This window comes from Roseibium algicola (genome assembly GCF_001999245.1).
GTDB classification, from domain to species: domain Bacteria; phylum Pseudomonadota; class Alphaproteobacteria; order Rhizobiales; family Stappiaceae; genus Roseibium; species Roseibium algicola.
Window position 1 is genome coordinate 92265 of sequence record NZ_CP019631.1, and the last position, 17918, is coordinate 110182.

Sequence of the window (17918 nt, forward strand, 5' to 3'; positions counted from 1 at the left end):
CAGCACGGAGAACGACCTGGCAATTGCTTTCCCGCCTTAGTCGTCAGGGCTTGAACGTGCCGTCTCGAAGATCTGCAAAATAGCTGTCATTTCCGATCTGGCCGCCTTTTAGCGCAATTTCGAGTTCTGATCCTCCACGGGTATGGGCGGTGCACACGGGCGAACCGGGTGTGGTCGGGATGGCTTGGCGGAGTGTCAGGGCGAAAATGTCCAGTTCCGCCAGAGCGTGGCTCGATGTGTCACCACCGGCTACGGCAACACGCTCGAGACCATGCCGGTCCTTGAGGGTAGCCAGAAGGCGGCCGAGGGTTTTGCCGACCTGATCGAGGTTCACGGACCCTGTTACCTCTTCGGTGGTCTTACCTTTTGCGGTGTACAGGATCGGACTTTGGCCGGTTTCGAGTGCCTCGGAAGCGATCTGCAGCACGCGTTCGAATTCCTGCTTGATACCGTGGCCGGTTGCCAGTGCATTGAAATCGACTTCGATGCCCTTGAAGCCCAAATTTTCCGCGGTTTCTATTTGGCGCGCGGTTGTTGGTGAGCAGCTTCCCGAGACAACTGCGATACGGGATTTGGACGTCAGGGGTGGAGATGGTTTCGGCGGCTGCAGCAGGCCAAGTTCGCGCCATTTGTGCAAGAGGGCGTATTCAACGCCGGACGAGCCGGCAATGAATGGGCCCAGATCCTGCCTGCTTTCTTCGAGATAACTTCCCGCGGCCACCTGGGACAGGCTGTCGTAAACATCTATCAGTAGATTGGGGTTGCCCGCCTGGCCGATATTCGGGACATGGCCGGGCTTGGCGGCGATGGAACCGTCCAGCGGGGTCAGGCATTCAAAGGGCAGGTTCGTCTGTCCTGACAGGTGTTTTACCAGGTCAGCTTCGTGCATCGGCGTTGCCGGGTGCCTGCTCATCACGGGATGTCTATCTATTCTGTAGATTTCATCCCGGTAAGCCGCGAACAAATTGCCGAAATAGGTGTAGCGCCGAAGCTGGGGAGCCCCGACCACAACTGCTGTCCGCTTCTGGCTGAACGTTTCCAGGCCGATTTCCAGGGCACGGCCGATGGAGCCCTTCTGCGGCGAACTGTCGAAGGTCGAGCAGGTCTTGTAGTGGCAGAAACGCGCGTCGAGCGTCCACAGCCAGGAGAAAATCGCTGGTAGGTGCTCCGACATCCACTCGGGTGTCTGGCTACGGCTGATGCCTGCCAGGCCGACCGCTCGACAATGCTTGAACTTTTCGAGCTGTTTTTCGCCGGGGATAGACGTGAACAGGACGGTTTCGACGCCTCCGGTTGTCAGGGCTTCCATCACGTCCGTCGATCCCGTGAAATCGTCACCGTAATAGGAAATGAAAAGATCGCCGGTCATTTCCTTGCTCCGGCGCCGTCTTTTTTGCCGAATAGGTCCAGGGCCTCGGAAAGTTCCTTGTGATCTTTCGCGAAAACATGTGCCGGAATTCCGCCAACGGCTGCCTCTGCAGCCTGCTTCAGGCTGGCGACACCTCCGGCAACACCGCCGGGGTGTCCCATGATCCCGCCCCCGGCACAATAAATGAAGTCGGTGTGCCCTACGGCCCGGCAGGTCTCTTCCATTTGAACGGCTGTCTGACCCGACGAGAATACCGGCATCGCCTGATATCCGCGTTCTCCTGACAAGGGATCATCGAGACAGCGGGCGTTTTCGATAACCGTGGTGTCGGCCTCTGTGAACTTGTTCGCGATCCCGTTGACATGAAGATGATCCGCTCCGGCAAGCCTCCAGAACTTTTGCCAGACACGAAACGAGATGCCGATATCCGGCGATCTGGAATAAATGCCCCAACCGTTTCTGTGGCAATGAAGTGGAAGATCAACGTGCCGCCGGATGGCGGTCAGTCCCGTGAGACCAAGTGAAAACAGGCTGACCATCGCACAGGTGCCGCCAGCCTGTTGCAGGAGGTCGGCATTACGGCGCATCACGTCCAGCTCGTCGGTGATGTTGAAGGCGTACATCACCTTCCTGCCGGTGCGGTCCGCATGCGAATTGATGACTTTCATGACTTCGTTCAGGCGATCCTCGAACGGGCAGTGAGGTCCGTTCGCCTGCAATTCATCATCCTTGATGAAATCGATTCCACCATCGGCGAGTTTTGCGACAAGAGACGCTGTTTCGGCAGGTGAGAGACCGACGCTTGGTTTGATGATCGTGCCGATCATCGGCCGGTCGCTGACACCGGCAAGCGCCAGAGTTCCCTGCCGGCCGTAGGCCGGACCCGGATACACCATGGCGAATTCTTCAGGAAACGAAATGTCCGTCAGGCGAAGCGCTGACACGTCTGCCAGTTCAAAAAGGTTGCCGGCAACGGTTGCCAGGACGTTGGGAAGGGATGTGCCCATGTTCTCGAGCGGCCAGGAAAGAACGACCTCGCCGCGCGTGTAGGTCTCCGCGCTGATCCGGCACGGCAGCGAGGGAACCCTGCTGTTCGATGTTGCCGTGACCCGCTCGACCCTTGCCCCGGAGAGCTCTTTTAATCGGTCTGTTTCACCCGGCAGCTTCAGGAATGTTCCCGAGGATTGTTCACCTGCGATTACCTCGGCGGCCCGCTCCAGAGTTGTCGGTGTTTCAAGATCATATGTTGCAAAGAGCCTCCCCATTCCCGTCCTCTGTCCTGTTCCAGGTTGCGCATTGCTTATATGACTATCAACTTATCATACCAGTTGACAACATGATTTGTATGTGAATTTATTTGCGCAACAAATTTGGAGGACACATGAAAATCGCTCTCATCGGTGCGGGGGGGAAAATGGGAGTGCGGCTCTCCCAGAACCTGAAAGGCTCCCGTTTCAACGTTGCCCACGTGGAAGTCAGCGATGCAGGCAGAGACCGGCTGAAGGCGGAAGTCGGCGTCGGCTGTGTCGACGTCGACGCCGCGCTTCAAGACGCACGTGCGGTTATTCTTGCTGTGCCGGACACTGCGATCCGGGCGGTGGCGAAAAGCATTATCGACAAGCTTGCGCCAGGAACGATGCTGATCGCACTGGACGCAGCTGCGCCCTTTGCAGGGCACTTTCCAGAGCGCAAGGACGTGACCTATTTCGTCACCCATCCCTGCCATCCGCCGATATTCAACGATGAAACGCAGTTGCCTGCGAAACGCGACTATTTCGGCGGTATTGCTGCCAAACAGGCGATCGTGAACGCCCTCATGCAGGGTCCGGAAGAGGACTATGCAATCGGGGAGGAGATCGCCAAAACCATTTTCCAGCCGATCCTCCGTTCGCACCGGGTCTCGGTGGAACAAATGGCGCTCCTGGAGCCGGGCCTGTCCGAAACCGTCTGCGCGACCCTTCTCGTTGTGATGAAGGAAGCAATGGATGAAGTCATTCGGCGAGGGGTCGACCCTGTGGCGGCCCGGGACTTTCTTCTGGGACACATGAACATTCTTGGGGCAGTCGTCATGGAAGAAGTCGACGGCGTCTTCTCCGATGCCTGCAACAAGGCCATCACCAATGGCAAGAAACGTCTCATGCGAGACGACTGGATCGGCGTGTTCAAGCCGGACGAAATCAGGGAAAGCATCCGGCAGATCACCTGATTGAGCGGTTCGCCATCTCGTATGGCGAACGTTCAGATTGGTGCCGTCGGGGTCTTGGAGGGACCCGGCGGGACCTGGCACGAGATTGAACCTATTGTTGGGAGGACAACATGAAATTCACGAGACGAATCCTGCTTGCCAGCGCTGCTGTTGCAGCTACCCTGCTTGCACCCGCTTACGCTTCCGCAGCCGACCTCATTGCAATCATCACACCGTCGCATGACAACCCGTTTTTCAAGGCGGAAGCTGAAGGCGCGCAGAAACGTGCCGAAGACCTCGGCTATGAGACACTCGTTCTGGTCCACGATGACGATCCGAACAAGCAGAACCAGCTCTTCGATACGGCAATTGCCCGTGGTGCGAAGGCGATCATCCTGGACAATGCCGGTGCGGATGCGACTGTCGCTCCAGTCCGCCGCGCGAAAGAAGCCGGCATTCCGTCGTTCCTGATCGATCGCGAAATCAAGGAAACAGGCATTGCCGTTTCCCAGATCGTCTCCAACAATTACCAGGGAGCACAGCTCGGCGCGGAGGAGTTCGTCAAGCTAATGGGTGAAGAAGGCAAATATGCCGAGCTGCTGGGCCGCGAAGCCGACACCAATGCCGGAATTCGCTCTGCAGGTTATCATGATGTGATTGACCAGTACCCCGATCTGGAGATGGTTGCCCAGCAATCAGCCAATTGGAGCCAGACCGAAGCCTACGAAAAGATGGAAACCATCCTTCAGGCCAACCCCGAGATCAAGGGTGTCATTTCAGGAAATGACACCATGGCCATGGGAGCCTGGGCGGCTCTCAAGGCAGCCGGGCGGACGGATGTGATTGTTGTCGGTTTTGATGGCAGCAACGACGTACGCGACTCCATCCTGGAAGGCGGCATCAAGGCAACCGTGCTGCAACCAGCCTACCGGCAGGCCCAGATCGCAGTAGAGCAGGCAGACCAGTACCTGAAGACGGGATCGACCGGTCAGGACGAAAAGCAATTGATGGATTGCGTCCTGATCAATGGTTCGAATGCAGGTAACCTTGAGACTTTCGCGCTGAACTAGGCCCTTTATCACACCGCGGTGGATGCTCCGCCGCGGTGAGATCTTTCCCACGAAAACCTGAAAAAATCCTGCCGGAAACCGCCGGAAGGGTTCTGTTCAAGGAGGTTGCACAGTGGATCGCGGCGCAGTTCCTTCCCTGTTGTTAGTTTTTGCAGTTGCCGCCGGCCTGGGCGGCTGCAAACTCGAAAAGCATGTTGCCACGAATGACGGTGACGGTCAGGCCCAGCAAGTCGTTTCAAGCGATCCGGGCGGCGACATGGATGCCCTTGTCGCCGATATCTGGTCCAAACAGGTTCTGCCACATCTTCAGCAAACGGCGACCGACATGGCCGTTCTCGGCGATGCGATCGCAGGAGATGTTGACGTCGCCGGCGAAGCACATGGCTATCGTCCGTCCAGCGAGGGAAGTCCCTGGAACTTCGCAGCCAGGGTACAGGGCACAATCTTGGCGGCCAGGACCGATACGCGTGCCGCCACTGCGGAAGTGGACGTCACCGCTGATGGCAAGGCAGATGTTATCCTGCAGCTTGGTCCGGTGATCCGCGGAACAGCACTCCGGGACATCCTTCCCTTTGTAGATTTCTCCTCATTTACCGATCAGATAGAGTTCGCCCAGCTCTCCCGCTCCCTGAATACACGCGCTTACGAAAGCGCTCTGAAAGATCTGCCCCGCGACGATCTCGTGGGCAAGACGGTTGACGTGCTTGGTGCCTTTACGGTGCGCGGTGATGGTCCGCCGTACCTGATCACACCCGTTGAGACAAAAATTGGTGGGTCATGACAGAAGCAAAGCACCAGATCGGCTTGTCCGTGCGCGCCGCAAACAAGGTCTATCCGGGTACACACGCGCTGAAGGACGTGGACTTCGATGTCCGGCTTGGCGCAGTGAATGTGCTCGTTGGTGAAAACGGCGCTGGCAAATCCACCTTGATGAAAGTGATCGCCGGCGTCGAGCAGCTGACTTCGGGCGATATTCTGATGGGAGAGAAAAAGGTCTCTTTCCCCGATACCCGCACGGCCGCGGCGCACGGCATAGGCATCGTCTTCCAGGAACTCAACCTGTTTCCCAACATGTCGGTTGCCGACAATATCTTTATCGCACGGGAAAAGACCCGCGCCGGGGTGGACATCGCCGCCAGCGACCAGAGGTCGGAAGCCGCGGCGCTGATGCAGCGTCTCGAGCACGACATTTCGCCGGACGCGATGGTGTCCGACCTTCGCATCGGCGAACAGCAGATTGTCGAGATCGCCAAGGCGCTGGCCCAGGATGCCCGGATCCTGATCATGGACGAACCGACCTCCGCCCTGAGTGCGGCAGAAGTCGAAATCCTCTTCCGGGTCATCGCGGACCTCAAGAAACGCGGTGTCGGCATCGTATACATTTCGCACCGCCTGGAGGAACTGATCCGGATCGGCGACTACATCACGGTGCTGAGGGACGGTGCACGAACCGGTGCCAGGAGCATGGACGGCGTCGACGTACCCTGGATCGTGCAGAACATGATCGGTGCAGCCTCAAAGGACTTCGCCAAGACGGTCGATCACGACTTCGGAAACGAGGTGTTTCGCTGCGAGAACATCAGTCTGATGGGCCGGACGGGAAAGTTCGTTGTCGATGACGTGTCGTTGTCCCTGCGGGCTGGCGAGATTGTCGGCATCTACGGCCTCATGGGCGCGGGGCGCTCCGAATTGTTCGAGTGCATCATGGCCCAGCATCCCCATTGCACGGGGGACTTCTACGTCGAGGGACGCCATCTGAACGAACCGGACGTCGCTGGGCGTATCGGACGCGGGCTGGCGCTAATCCCCGAAGACAGGAAGTCGGAAGGTCTGATCCAGATCCTGCCGATCCGGGAGAACATGTCTTTGTCGAGCCTCGGCAGGTTCGTGAAGGGCATTCACCTCAGCCTCAAGGCAGAGCGGGAGACGGTGAAGCGGTTCGTGAAGGACCTGGCCATCAAGATTGCCAGCATGGAAAACCCGGTCAGCTCTCTTTCGGGAGGCAATCAGCAGAAAGTCGTGATCGGCAAGGCGCTGATGACCTCGCCAAAGGTCCTGCTCATGGACGAGCCGAGCCGCGGTATCGACATTGGCGCAAAGGCCGAGGTCTTTCGCACCATGCGGCGGCTTGCGGCAGAAGGACTGGGAATTCTGTTCGTCACCTCGGATCTTGAAGAGGTCATGTCCCTGTCCGACCGGATCATCGTGATGTCGAACGGCAGCATTACGGGCGAGTTTGAGGGCGCCGACGTGCGGGAAGAACAGATAATCGCGGCGTCTGCGATCGGGCACGCTCCTGCCTCCGAAGCAGGTCATTTCATTGGGAGTAGTAACGGATGACATCAGTCACCACCATGCAGCCTTCAGGCACCTCCGGCGGACAACCGATGATCCTGCTGCTCCTGAAGCTCAGGACCTTCATCGCCCTGATTGCGGTGTTTGCGTTCTTCTCGTTTGCGGCTCCGAATTTCCTCAGCACCGCGAATTTCGTCATCATGTCCAAGCACGTGGCACTGAACGCGTTTCTGGCGATCGGCATGACCTTCGTCATCATTACCGGCGGGATCGATCTCTCGGTCGGGTCGATTGTCGGCCTTTGCGGAATGGTGGCCGGCTATCTCATTCTCAACGGTGTCGATCTGGGGATTGGGTACTCGCTCTATTTCAATATCTTCGAGATCATTCTCATCACGCTTGCCGTCGGTGTTTTCGTGGGAGCGATAAATGGGGTGCTGATAACGCGTCTCAATGTGGCACCTTTCATCGCGACGCTCGGAACGCTTTACGTGGCACGCGGGCTGGCCCTGCTTTCCTCTGACGGGGCGACGTTTCCAAACCTCGTCGGTAAGGAGGCCTATGGATCAACGGGTTTCGACATCCTCGGCACGGGTAGCTTTCTCGGTATCCCGGTGTCCATCTGGCTCTTGATAGCTGTCGGATTGATCGCCGCGTATATAGCAGGCCGAACGCCACTGGGACGGCACATCTATGCGGTTGGCGGCAACGAGAAGGCAGCCGCCCTGTCAGGTGTGAAGGTCAACCGCGTCAAGATGTTCGTCTACATGTTCTCGGGCTTTTGCGCGGCCATTGTCGGCCTTGTCATCTCGTCTCAGCTGGTGGCTTCGCATCCGGCAACGGGAGAGACCTTCGAACTCAACGCGATTGCGGCGGCGGTCCTCGGCGGCACATCCATGTCGGGTGGACGCGGACGGATCGGCGGAACGATTGTCGGCGCATTCGTGATAGGCGTTCTGTCCGACGGACTCGTGATGATGGGTGTCAGTTCCTTCTGGCAGACCGTTATCAAGGGCCTGGTGATCATCGCCGCTGTAGTTGTCGACCAGGCACAGCAAAAGCTGCAGGCCCGTGTGGCACTACAGCAGCAGGCCGCGGCAGCTTGAGGAGAATTTCATGAAGAAAGGCGCATTGATCGGCTGCGGTTTTTTCGCCCAAAATCACATGCATGCATGGGCCGATGTCGACGGAGCAGCCATCATCGCGCTGTGTGACCGCGACGACAAACGCCTGAAGGAAACGGCTGAACGCTTTGGCATTGAAAGGACCTATTCCGACGCGGTCGATCTCATGAAATCGGAAGAGCTCGATTTTGTCGACATCGCGACGACAGTTCAGACCCACCGGCCGCTGGTGGAACTCGCGGCGAGGTCGAAAGTGCACATCATCTGCCAGAAGCCTTTTGCGGACACACTGGCAGACGCCACTGCAATGGTCGATGCTACCGCAGCGGCCGGCGTGACCCTGATGGTGCATGAGAACTTCCGCTGGCAGTCGGCAATCCGTGCGGCGAAAGCCGAAATCGAAAAGGGCAGTATCGGAACGCCGTTCTGGGGGCGGGTCAGTTTCCGCTCCGCCTATGATGTCTATGCCAGTCAACCGTATCTTGCGACAGATGACCGTTTTATCATCCAGGACCTTGGGATTCATATCCTGGACATCGCACGTTTCCTGTTCGGTGATGTACGCACCATCTCGGCAAGCACGAAGCGGGTCAATCCGGCAATTAAGGCGGAAGACGTTGCCACCATGATGCTGGTTCACGAAAGCGGCGTCACCAGTGTCGTCGACTGCAGCTACGCATCACGGCTGTCCCGGGAAAGCTTTCCGGAAAGCCTTCTTGAAGTGGATGGCAGTGAAGGAGCACTCAGGCTGATGCCTGATTACAGGCTGGTGTTGCACAATGCGTCCGGCACCAGGGAACTGGACGTTTCGCCCCCATTGCTTTCCTGGGCGGAGCGCCCCTGGCACAACATTCAGGAAAGTGTCTACAACATTCAACGGCACTTCATCGATTGCCTGAATGCTGCCAGCACGCCCGAGACGTCTGGAACGGACAACCTGAAGACGCTGGAACTGGTCGAGGCTGCGTATCTTTCCGCCGCCGGGAACAGCCGAACAATCATACTGGGCAGCGCCTGAGATGAGTACCGTGAGCCGCATGCGCCTGTACGGAACGGAAAGTGCGCCGGAGCCTTTCCGGATATTGCGCGCAGGACCGTTGGAAGTAAGGCTGGAAAACGGAAACCTGCGCTACGTCCGTTTCGAGGGCCACGAAGTGCTGCGCGCTATTTCCTACGTGGTGCGTGACAAGGACTGGGGCACGCTGGCCGGAGCCATCTCCGATCTCGTTGTCCTGGAAGAGCCTGGGAAGTTCGAGATTTCCTATGTTTCCTGCTACAAAAACCAGGGGGCGGGTCTCAGCGTCACGGCACGCATCACCGGCACGGAAACCGGTTCCTTGAGATTTGCCTCCTCGGCTGTTGCCGACAGCGCCTTCGAAACCAACCGCTGTGGTTTCACGGTGCTGCATCCGATCAATGGAGTAGCCGGTGAACCTGTCGAAGTGGAGCATTGTGATGGTTCGGTCGTCCAAACCAGGTTTCCAGACCTCATAGATCCCTGGCAACCGTTCAAGTCGATCCGGTCGCTGACCCACGCACCTGCGCCGCACTTGAAGGCCCGATGCCAGATGGACGGCGACACGTTCGAAATGGAGGACCAGCGCAACTGGTCAGACGCTTCCTACAAGACCTATGTGAGACCCCTGGCGCTTCCGTGGCCATATGTCATTGAAACGGGCAAGGAGGTCGAACAGTCGATTACCCTTCAGATAGAAAATCTTGCAAACGAGACTGCCCCATCGACCATAACACCGCTAAGCACCTCCACCGGGGGTGTCGAACTTAAAGCGGGAAAGAAAACAAAAAGCAGGTTTCCGCGCATCGGTTTGTTGATCAGCCCGGAAGACCTGAAGTCTGCCATCAGTCACATTGACCTCCTGAGGAAAGTGAACCCTCCAGCAATCCTGTGTCACCTTGATCCAACTGCTTTGCATGGGCAGGAGGCGCTCGAGGGTTTCAGGGAGCTGCAAGTTCGTTTCCCGGCGTCCTATGAACTTGAATATGTGGTTTCCTGCAAGGGAGACCTCTTGGGCGAGTTTCAAAACCTTGCCGACATGATTGATAGAAGCGGGCTCGAGTTGGCTTCCATTGCGGTCTGTCCTTCCGTTGACCGACAATCGACACCACCTGGAAGCGAATGGCCGCAATGCCCTCCCCTGGCGGACATCTATACGGCTGCAAGACACTGTTTCCCCGGCATGAGGCTCGGGGGCGGCATGTTCAGCTATTTCACCGAGTTGAACCGCAAGCGACCTCCGGTGTCGTTGCTTGATTTCGTGACCCACGCGACTAATCCGATTGTCCATGCTGCTGATGACGAGAGTGTTCTAGAAACACTTGAGACCCTGCCGCACATCACGCGCACTGCCCGTGCGATCATCGGCAAGGACAAGGAATACAGACTGGGACCGACAACCATCGGCATGCGTCAGAATCCTTACGGTTCGCGGACATTCGCCAATCCCGGAAACGAGCGCATCTGCATGACCCACGACGATCCGCGTCAGCGCGGCCTTTTCGCCGCTGCCTGGACCATGGGGTATGCGTCCGCAATTGCCAACGCTGATATCCGCCAATGGATCCCTGCCAGCTTCACAGGCCCGAGAGGAATCGTGGACACAGAAAGCGGATCTCTTCTGCCTGTCGGTGAAGTTGTCTCGCTCCTTGCTGGGCTAAGCGAAGGGGCTGTCATCGACTGCAGCGATGAAACACCAGCCAGCGTAGCTGCCCTTTGTGTGGAGAAGGACGGTGAGGTCTTGCGGTTTGCTGCAAATCTGACAAATCGGGAACTGGAAATTGGCTTTGGTGAACGCAGGACGTTTGGCCCATTTGAAGTTATCCGGCTATAAGTCTTTCCAAGGGTGTTGAAACGGCTGGCGAATTTGACGCCGTGCTTGTCGCGACGTTCAGACACCCCAACAATGAAGAGATCAGATTGGCGGGTCATGGAAAACTGGAACGGCTTGGGGGCCGGTGACGACAAGATTGTCCGGCGAAAACTCTCCGATCAGGTTTTCGATCGATTGCGTGAAATGATTGTACGGGGTGAGCTTGGACCCGGTGATCCCATGCCGTCTGAGCGTGAACTGATGCAACGTTTCGGCGTCGGCCGGCCCGCGGTGCGCGAGGCCATGCAGACGATGCACACCCAGGGTCTCATTTCGATCTCGCAGGGTGAGCGCTCCAGGGTCAGTGAGCTTTCGGCCGATCTTGCGTTTCGGCAGATGGATATGGTGGCACGCATGCTGCTGTCAGCGTCTTCGGACAATCTGGAGCACCTGAAGCAGGCGCGTAGACTGTTTGAAGTCGGCATGGTCAGGATCGCGACGGAAATGGCAACGCCCGAAGACATTTCCGAGCTCAAACACCTCATAAGCCATCAAGAGGACATGCTCGACAGTCCGTCCGACTTCATCAAGGCCGACATCGCGTTTCATAGCAAGATCGCCTCGATCTCGGGCAATCCGATTTTTGCAGCAGTGAGTGACGCCATGCTCAACTGGCTGTTCAATTATCATACGGACCTTTTGATCTGGTCGGGACGGGAGAACGTCACGCTTGCCGAGCATTCGAAAATCGTCGAGTGCATCGAAGGCGGCGTTGCTGAAGAGGCCGAAAGCGCAATGCGCTCGCACCTGAACAGATCCCAGGACCTTTACCGGCATCACATTTGACACTGCACTAACGGTTTCGTTGCGCGCGCGGTTGGTGCCATCGGCGCCTGCCAGCCGGCAAAGCGTCCCCATATCAGTCTTTCGGCGGCTCTCGTCAGGATCCGGAAACCGGACGCAATCATCAGCTGGCAATTCTCGCAGTTGGCCAACAAGTTCAATTTGCGCTGTCCTTGCGGATGACATCGAGCATCGCGTCACGGATCTGACGATTTTCTGCCGACTCAATCCCCGCCGATCAGTCCCGTTCCAGCGAAGAGCATGATCCAGACCTTCATCCGCATGATCAGCGCCTTTTCCAGCGCCCAGGCCTGGATGATGCCACCCATGAAGGTGCCTTGAAGCGAGCCGGAAATATGGGTGGTATAGGCCTGGACCAGGCATCTGGCGCCATCAACCAAGAGAGCGTTCTGTTCGGGATATTCGAGCCGAACATGTACGACAAGGTCACCGGGGCCGCGACGGTCTGACGGCTGCATCAGGACGCCGGTCGGACCGAGCTGGCCGGTCGCGATAACGTCCTGGATGCGGACGATGCGCGCTGCCAGCACCGTGTTCGCCATGCCGCTGTTGATGTTGTTCTCGCAGGCGACCTCCGCAGGCATGCCGACATGCAGAACCGCGCTGTTTGTCTGGCTGAAACCAGCGACGATTTCAATGGGATCGGTCTTGTCGCGATCCGGCACGATGACCATCGCCGGATTAACCGAGAACTGCGCGGCGCGAGCGCCGACATTCAGGGTTAGCTGCTCGATCTTGCCGGAAACCGACGAATACACCTTGGTCTTGGCAAGATTGACCTTGGCCTGGTCGAGGGCGGCTTCTGCGGACTTCAGTTCTGCTGGCAGGACCTGATCGAGCTGCACTTGCAGCGCTTCCATCTTGGAGTTGGCGGCGTTCACATTGGCGGCCGCCTGCTCCTGTGCGGCCTTTGCGTTTTCGTACCTGTTCAGCGTGTAGGCGGGCGAGTTCTTGTCCTTGAGGTCCTGCTGTTCCGACAGGGTCAGGTTGGCGGTGTCGAGAACCGCTTTCGTCCGGGCGAGGTCGGCCGCGGCTGCCTTGATCTGTGCTTTGACGACATCGATCTGGCTGTTGACTTCACCGACCGCGGTCTGGGCGGTTGCGACCGCCGCCTTTTCGCTGCTGTCATCGACCGTGAAAAGCAGATCGCCGACCTTGACGGTTTGACCGGCTTTAACGGGCACTTCGGTAACCGTGCCACCACGTTCGGTGACGATCGGCACGACACGGTAGGGGATCAACGCATTTGGGGTGTCCGGATGATAATACTCGACCGTGAAGATCAGCGCGACGAACAAGACAATCCAGACGAACAGTGCGCGGTGGACGTTGTAGAGCGTCACGGGGCGTCCCCGCCAGCGCAGATAGGCCATGCGCAGCAACAGCGGAAAGCAGGTGATGAGGAGCTCGATCATGCGTTGGCTCCTTTTCCTTCGACCGGTGTCTGCAGATCCGCAACTGACTGCTCTGCTATCGGTTGTTCTTTGGCAGGGGTCGTTCCATTGGCAGGCGACGCGTTCTCGACGGCTGCTGTTTCCTCTTCCCGCAACGTCTCGTCCGCGGCCGGTTCCGGCTTCATCCAGAGAACGACGTCATAGGCAAAGGCGGCAAAAATCAGGGTCAACGGCAACAGAAGGCTCACGTCCCGCAAGGGCGGCACCAGATCATAGGCAAGGCCGATCACCAGCATGGTCGGGATCGTGGTGCGGATCGGCGTCCTCGATCCCTTGTGCTCCGCGTAGCGGTCGAAAACGGCATAGAGGTAGATCACCAGGAAAAGGAGCAGCAGCAGTGTGATCAACCCGGCCGTGGCAAAGCCGTCGCTGGCGCCGGGCGCGACCCAGGAATCCGGCGGTGGGTCCAGTGTCTGCGCCGTCGTTGCCGTTGTGCTCATGAATGTTCCCCCACCCGATGTGCTGTGACCCAACGTCACCGGAAACATAATGTCTGCAGGAATTACCGATTGAAACAAGAAATTGCGCCTCTGACCGAGGACACGTTAGGTCGGCCTGATCCGCAGTCGGTGTGACACGCACCTTCCGAGGCTGGATCGAAGGGTTTCAGGCAATGTCTTTCCGGAATGACGAGATGATTGGTTTAGACGTCCCGAGCGGCGCTCAGGATTTCGACTGTGGTCTCCGTGATGGCACGCTGGCCGCAGCGATGGTTTGCCTCAGGTCGTCCGCTTCCAATCAGCCGTTCGCCCTGGTCGCAGCTGTCCGGAAAGAAGCCGGTGGGCCTAGAGGCTAATTTGCAAATTGCCGGGCCTTTGCAGGCCCGGCGATCTTACCTTTTCCGGCGATGCCGACATGCATTGCGCACTCAATTCCCAGGTGCTTATTCGTAGCGATCGTGTCGGCGCACCCAGTCCATGCCCCTCGCCTCATTGCGCCCCTTGGGCGTCAGGTCGAGCATGGCATAAGTGCCCATCATCACTTCGACACCGCGTCCGTAGGTCGAATATGTACGAAAAACTTTGCCGGCCTCGTTCTTGATGAAGGCGCTGACGCCGGGCCATTCCTCGCCCGTCATGTTCCAGCCACCGAAATTGTAGTCGATGTGCCCGCTGGCGACTTCCTCGGGGGTGAAACTGACCCGGAAGTCGTAGTTGAAGTCGCTACCGAAGGACGAGACCCATCTGAACGTCCAGCCCATGCGCTTACGGTAGCGTTCAATGTCGGCCAGGGGGGCGCGGGAGACTGCAATCATGGTCACGTCATGGTTGGCAAGATGCTGGTTCATGCCGTCGGTGTGGTCGGCCATGAAAGAACAGCTCGGGCAGCCTTCCTTCCATCCCGGCGCAAACATGAAATGCTGTACCACGAGTTGAGACCGTCCCTCGAAAAGCCCGGCAAGAGAGCGCGGGCCGTCAAGTGTATCGAAGACATAGTCCTTCTCGATGCGTTCCCACGGCAAGGCGAGGCGCTCGCTGGCGATACTGTCGCGCAGGTGCGTGAGTTCCTTTTCCTTTTGCAGCAAGTCCCGCCGGGCGGCGAGCCAGTCTTCATGTGAAACAACAGCGTTTTGCATGATCATTCTCCTTCAGTTTGGGTGGTGGGGATATCGAAGCGCCGCGAGCGGGCGGACATCAGCCTGAGCCAGGGCGGCAGGTGGAACAGGCCCATCAGGACGTACATCAGGGTCATGTCATTCACAGGCAGGAAGCCTGGAACGGATGAACAGATCTCCCACCCCTGCACTCCGGTTGCGGAAATCCATGCCATTGAGCCAAAGGTTGGCGCAGCGGCCAGCCGAAGGCACCCTGCTGTGTCGCGGCGGTGACCAGAGGGTCCTTGTGTCTTCCCTGTACCTGCAAACATCGTCATTATCGGTCCTCCGTATGATCCGGCGTTTGCGACCATCGCCCGGTGAGCAAAGACATAGATGCGGAGACGGGGCGGGTGAGAGTTACAAGTTTGGCGGGATTTCCATGGACATGCTGATCGCCGCGGCGGCGCGCGCCCTTTCGTCCGGAGATCCTCTGGCGGTATTGAAACGGGTGGCACTGCGCAACGACGCGCCGGCATTGGCGTTGCGCGGCATTGCCATGGCCCAGCTCGGCGACCTTGGGCGCGCCAGAGAGCTGCTGAAGGATGCGGCCCGCGCCTTCGGGCCGGATGAGCCGATGGCGCGTGCACGCTGCATGGTTGCCGAAGCCGAGATCGCTTTGGTCTGCCGCGACCTCGGCCGTTCCTTTCAAACGCTCGGTGCAACACGCGCGACGCTCGAAGCCGGTGGTGACCAGGTGAATGCCGCACATGCCGGCTATCTCGAAGCCCGCCAGCTTCTACTCATCGGCCGGCTCGATGACGCTCACAGGACACTCGACAGCATCGACATCGACGTCTTGCCGCCTGCGTCTCGAGCCGGCTACGGTCTTGTGGTCGCCGGCATAGCCATGCGGCAAATCCGGACGGGGCCTGCACGAGCCGCACTCCAGCAGGCAGCGCGTGCTGCCCGCGATGCCGGTATTCCCTCCCTCAAGGCCGAAGTTGAAAAGGCAAGGCATGCGCTGGAAGCACCGGCCGCCCGTCTTGTCTCTCGCGACAGGCAAGACTTGCTGCAGCTTGACGGGGTCGAGGCTCTGGTCGCTTCCGATACGTTTATTGTAGATACCTGCCGAAATGCTGCGCGGCTTGGGGAGAAGATGATCTCACTCGACCGCCGTCCAGTCCTGCTTGCTCTGGCACGTGCGTTGGCAGAGGTCTGGCCGGAAGATGTTTCGCGCGAAAACCTTCTCATGCACGCCTTCGGGGCAAAGCATGTGGACGATTCGCACCGGGCTAGGTTGCGTGTCGAGATTGCCCGCCTTCGCAAGGCCATCAAACCCGTCGCCGCGGTAAGGGCAACGAGCCTGGGCTTTGCGCTGAAGCCGTACGGCGCTCGCCAGGTCGCCGTGCTGGCGCCACCGGTGGAAAGCGACCACCCGGAGGTGCTGGCGCTGCTCGCGGACGGCGAGGCCTGGTCGAGTTCTGCGCTGGCGATGGCACTCGGTGTAAGTCCACGCACGGTTCAGAGGAAGCTTGAAGACCTTGCTCTTGCCGGGAAAGTTCGTTCCTTCGGACGAGGGCGGGCCTGCCGCTGGATCCTATCGTGCGTTCCCGGATTCCCGACAAGTTTGTTACTCCCCCTTGCAATCGCCACCGGTTAGAATCGCCACATGAAACACAGAACAGCAGAGATCATCCGGGAGTTCGGCCCCTTCCCCGGCATCGACGACATTGCCGGGGTCAGCTTTGGTCGCGAGCGGGTCTGGTTCGCGTCCGGAGACAGGCTAAATGCGCTTGATCCGGAAAGTGGAGAGATTACGGGATCGATCGCGACTGCCGCCGATGCCGGCACCGCCTTTGATGGAACTCATCTGTTCCAGACTGCCGATGATGCAATCAACAAGATCGACCCCACAACCGGAGAAGTGCTGGCCACGATACCGACCCCCGGTGACGGCGGGCATTCGGGACTGGCTTGGGCCGAGGGTTTCCTTTGGGTTGGACAGCATCGCGGCCGCAAGATCCACCAGGTGGATCCAGAAAGCGGCAAAGTTCATCGTACAATTGAATCGGATCGCTTCGTCACTGGCGTCACATGGGTGGATGGCGAGCTTTGGCACGGCACCTGGCAGGACGGCGAAAGCGATATCCGACACATCAATGCTACGACTGGAGATGTGCTGGAGCGTTTGCAAATGCCATCGGGTTCCGGCGTCTCGGGACTTGAATCCGATGGCGGTGATCGCTTTTTCTGCGGCAGCGGAGACGCCGGAAAACTGTTGGTCGTCCGACGGCCAGGGTCAGATTCCGAGTGATCTGTTCCCCAAAAGACCCTCGCTATTAAGGTCATGGCGCCGCGACTATCGCCGGGCTTGTCGCAAGCGCTTAGCCGCAAAAATTGCGGCTACTCACCGAAGACAGTCATCCCTGACTTTGAAGAAGCAATTCCTGACACTCCTGATCCGAGCGCAGCTGTGCTTTCTGGCGGATCTGGGTGTTGGTATCCGGCAGGGCCAGGGATCGATTGATGATCAGGATATGCTCTTGCAGGAGTGCGTGAGCGGCGTCGAATTCGCCTTGATCGATCAGGTCGCGCATGCGGGTGTGCTCGGCGTAGGAGCGGTGCCAGTAGTCGCCTTCGCCTGACTGAAGGCGTGCTCTCAGCGCGGCCAGAGCAGTTGCCGTCAGATCATAGGCCTTTTCAAGATACCTGTTTCCGGCAATCTGAAGAATAACCCGATGAAACGCGCTGTCGGCCGTGCTGTAACGAAGCCGGTCGCCACTTTCTATCGCGTGGTCCATCTGGGAAATGGCGGCGGACAACTGTTGCACCAGCCCACTTCGGTTCCGCACCAGTGCCATCTGGAGAGCTTCCTTTTCAAGCATGGCCCGGAATTGGCTCATTTCCTCCACGTCTTTTCGCGAAGGCGTAAACACGTAGGTTCCAGCCTGTGGGACAATGGTCACCAGACCCATGTCACGCAGTTCCATGAAGGCGGCTCGAACCGGTGCCTTGCTCATCCCGAGAGCTCTTGCGATTTGCTCTTCCGAGAGCCGCTCACCGAATTCAAATTTACCGGACACGATCGCATCGCGAATGCGCTCGCTGGCTTCCTGGGTTAGCGACACTCTCTTCTCCTCGCATCCACCTGGCTCACTACACCACGGTCTAGCAGACCTGTAATCGCCAAAA

Annotated in this window: 17 protein-coding genes; 10 read left to right on the plus strand and 7 right to left on the minus strand. The window is 58.5% G+C overall.

Annotation, left to right across the window (positions count from 1 at the left end):
- Positions 1 to 43: 43 nt before the first annotated feature.
- The gene (locus B0E33_RS28730) at positions 44 to 1369 is read right to left on the minus strand and encodes a four-carbon acid sugar kinase family protein (RefSeq protein WP_077293965.1); all 1326 of its coding nucleotides are present in this window, start codon (positions 1367 to 1369) and stop codon (positions 44 to 46) included.
- The gene (locus B0E33_RS28735; RefSeq protein ID WP_077293968.1) at positions 1366 to 2634 is read right to left on the minus strand and encodes a ribulose-bisphosphate carboxylase large subunit family protein; all 1269 of its coding nucleotides are present in this window, start codon (positions 2632 to 2634) and stop codon (positions 1366 to 1368) included. The genes B0E33_RS28730 and B0E33_RS28735 overlap by 4 nt, the downstream gene beginning before the upstream one ends.
- A 116-nt stretch (positions 2635 to 2750) precedes the next feature.
- Between B0E33_RS28735 and B0E33_RS28740 the strand changes: the two genes are divergently transcribed.
- The 8 genes from B0E33_RS28740 (at position 2751) to B0E33_RS28775 (ending at position 11717) form a co-directional block, all read left to right on the plus strand.
- Positions 2751 to 3575 carry a phosphogluconate dehydrogenase C-terminal domain-containing protein gene (locus B0E33_RS28740; RefSeq protein WP_077293971.1) on the plus strand — a complete coding sequence of 275 codons (825 nt, stop codon included), beginning with the start codon at positions 2751 to 2753 and terminating at the stop codon, positions 3573 to 3575.
- Between the two features lie 110 nt (positions 3576 to 3685).
- Positions 3686 to 4624, plus strand: a complete 939-nt coding sequence (locus B0E33_RS28745; RefSeq protein ID WP_075283097.1) for a D-ribose ABC transporter substrate-binding protein — start codon at positions 3686 to 3688, stop codon at positions 4622 to 4624.
- A gap of 112 nt (positions 4625 to 4736) precedes the next feature.
- Positions 4737 to 5405 (plus strand): DUF2291 family protein, encoded by a 669-nt coding sequence (locus B0E33_RS28750; protein ID WP_077293975.1) that lies wholly within the window; start codon positions 4737 to 4739, stop codon positions 5403 to 5405.
- Positions 5402 to 6964, plus strand: coding sequence for a sugar ABC transporter ATP-binding protein (locus B0E33_RS28755; RefSeq protein ID WP_077293978.1), 1563 nt, complete (start codon positions 5402 to 5404; stop codon positions 6962 to 6964). The genes B0E33_RS28750 and B0E33_RS28755 overlap by 4 nt, the downstream gene beginning before the upstream one ends.
- Entirely contained in the window at positions 6961 to 8025 is a 1065-nt protein-coding gene (locus B0E33_RS28760) for an ABC transporter permease (RefSeq protein ID WP_077293981.1), read from the plus strand. Before B0E33_RS28755 ends, B0E33_RS28760 begins: the two co-directional genes overlap by 4 nt.
- Before the next feature lie 10 nt (positions 8026 to 8035).
- Positions 8036 to 9061 carry a Gfo/Idh/MocA family protein gene (locus B0E33_RS28765; protein WP_077293984.1) on the plus strand — a complete coding sequence of 342 codons (1026 nt, stop codon included), beginning with the start codon at positions 8036 to 8038 and terminating at the stop codon, positions 9059 to 9061.
- A 1-nt stretch (position 9062) separates the two neighbouring features.
- Positions 9063 to 10892: a D-apionate lactonase gene (gene apnL / locus B0E33_RS28770; RefSeq protein ID WP_156912562.1), complete on the plus strand. Its 1830-nt coding sequence runs from the start codon at positions 9063 to 9065 to the stop codon at positions 10890 to 10892.
- 72 nt (positions 10893 to 10964) lie between these two features.
- Positions 10965 to 11717 (plus strand): transcriptional regulator NanR, encoded by a 753-nt coding sequence (locus B0E33_RS28775; RefSeq protein ID WP_228148160.1) that lies wholly within the window; start codon positions 10965 to 10967, stop codon positions 11715 to 11717.
- 221 nt (positions 11718 to 11938) lie between these two features.
- On the opposite strand, the gene B0E33_RS28780 is transcribed toward B0E33_RS28775, so the two are convergent.
- The 4 genes from B0E33_RS28780 to B0E33_RS28800 all read right to left on the minus strand — a co-directional run bounded on the left by B0E33_RS28780 (position 11939) and on the right by B0E33_RS28800 (position 15061).
- Positions 11939 to 13150, minus strand: coding sequence for an HlyD family secretion protein (locus B0E33_RS28780; RefSeq protein ID WP_055660612.1), 1212 nt, complete (start codon positions 13148 to 13150; stop codon positions 11939 to 11941).
- Positions 13147 to 13629 carry a hypothetical protein gene (locus B0E33_RS28785; RefSeq protein WP_077293987.1) on the minus strand — a complete coding sequence of 161 codons (483 nt, stop codon included), beginning with the start codon at positions 13627 to 13629 and terminating at the stop codon, positions 13147 to 13149. The genes B0E33_RS28780 and B0E33_RS28785 overlap by 4 nt, the downstream gene beginning before the upstream one ends.
- 443 nt (positions 13630 to 14072) lie before the next feature.
- Positions 14073 to 14765, minus strand: a complete 693-nt coding sequence (locus B0E33_RS28795) for a DUF899 domain-containing protein (RefSeq protein WP_077293993.1) — start codon at positions 14763 to 14765, stop codon at positions 14073 to 14075.
- Between the two features lie 2 nt (positions 14766 to 14767).
- On the minus strand, positions 14768 to 15061 hold the full coding sequence (locus B0E33_RS28800; RefSeq protein ID WP_156912563.1) for a hypothetical protein: 294 nt from the start codon (positions 15059 to 15061) through the stop codon (positions 14768 to 14770).
- A 104-nt stretch (positions 15062 to 15165) separates the two neighbouring features.
- On the opposite strand from B0E33_RS28800, the gene B0E33_RS28805 reads away from it, so the two are divergent.
- On the plus strand, positions 15166 to 16386 hold the full coding sequence (locus B0E33_RS28805; protein ID WP_077293996.1) for a helix-turn-helix domain-containing protein: 1221 nt from the start codon (positions 15166 to 15168) through the stop codon (positions 16384 to 16386).
- 9 nt (positions 16387 to 16395) lie between these two features.
- The gene (locus B0E33_RS28810; RefSeq protein WP_077293999.1) at positions 16396 to 17040 is read left to right on the plus strand and encodes an NHL repeat-containing protein; all 645 of its coding nucleotides are present in this window, start codon (positions 16396 to 16398) and stop codon (positions 17038 to 17040) included.
- 106 nt (positions 17041 to 17146) lie between these two features.
- Here B0E33_RS28810 and B0E33_RS28815 read toward each other — a convergent pair whose 3' ends face one another.
- Positions 17147 to 17854, minus strand: coding sequence for a GntR family transcriptional regulator (locus tag B0E33_RS28815; protein ID WP_077294002.1), 708 nt, complete (start codon positions 17852 to 17854; stop codon positions 17147 to 17149).
- Between the last annotated feature and the right edge of the window lie 64 nt (positions 17855 to 17918).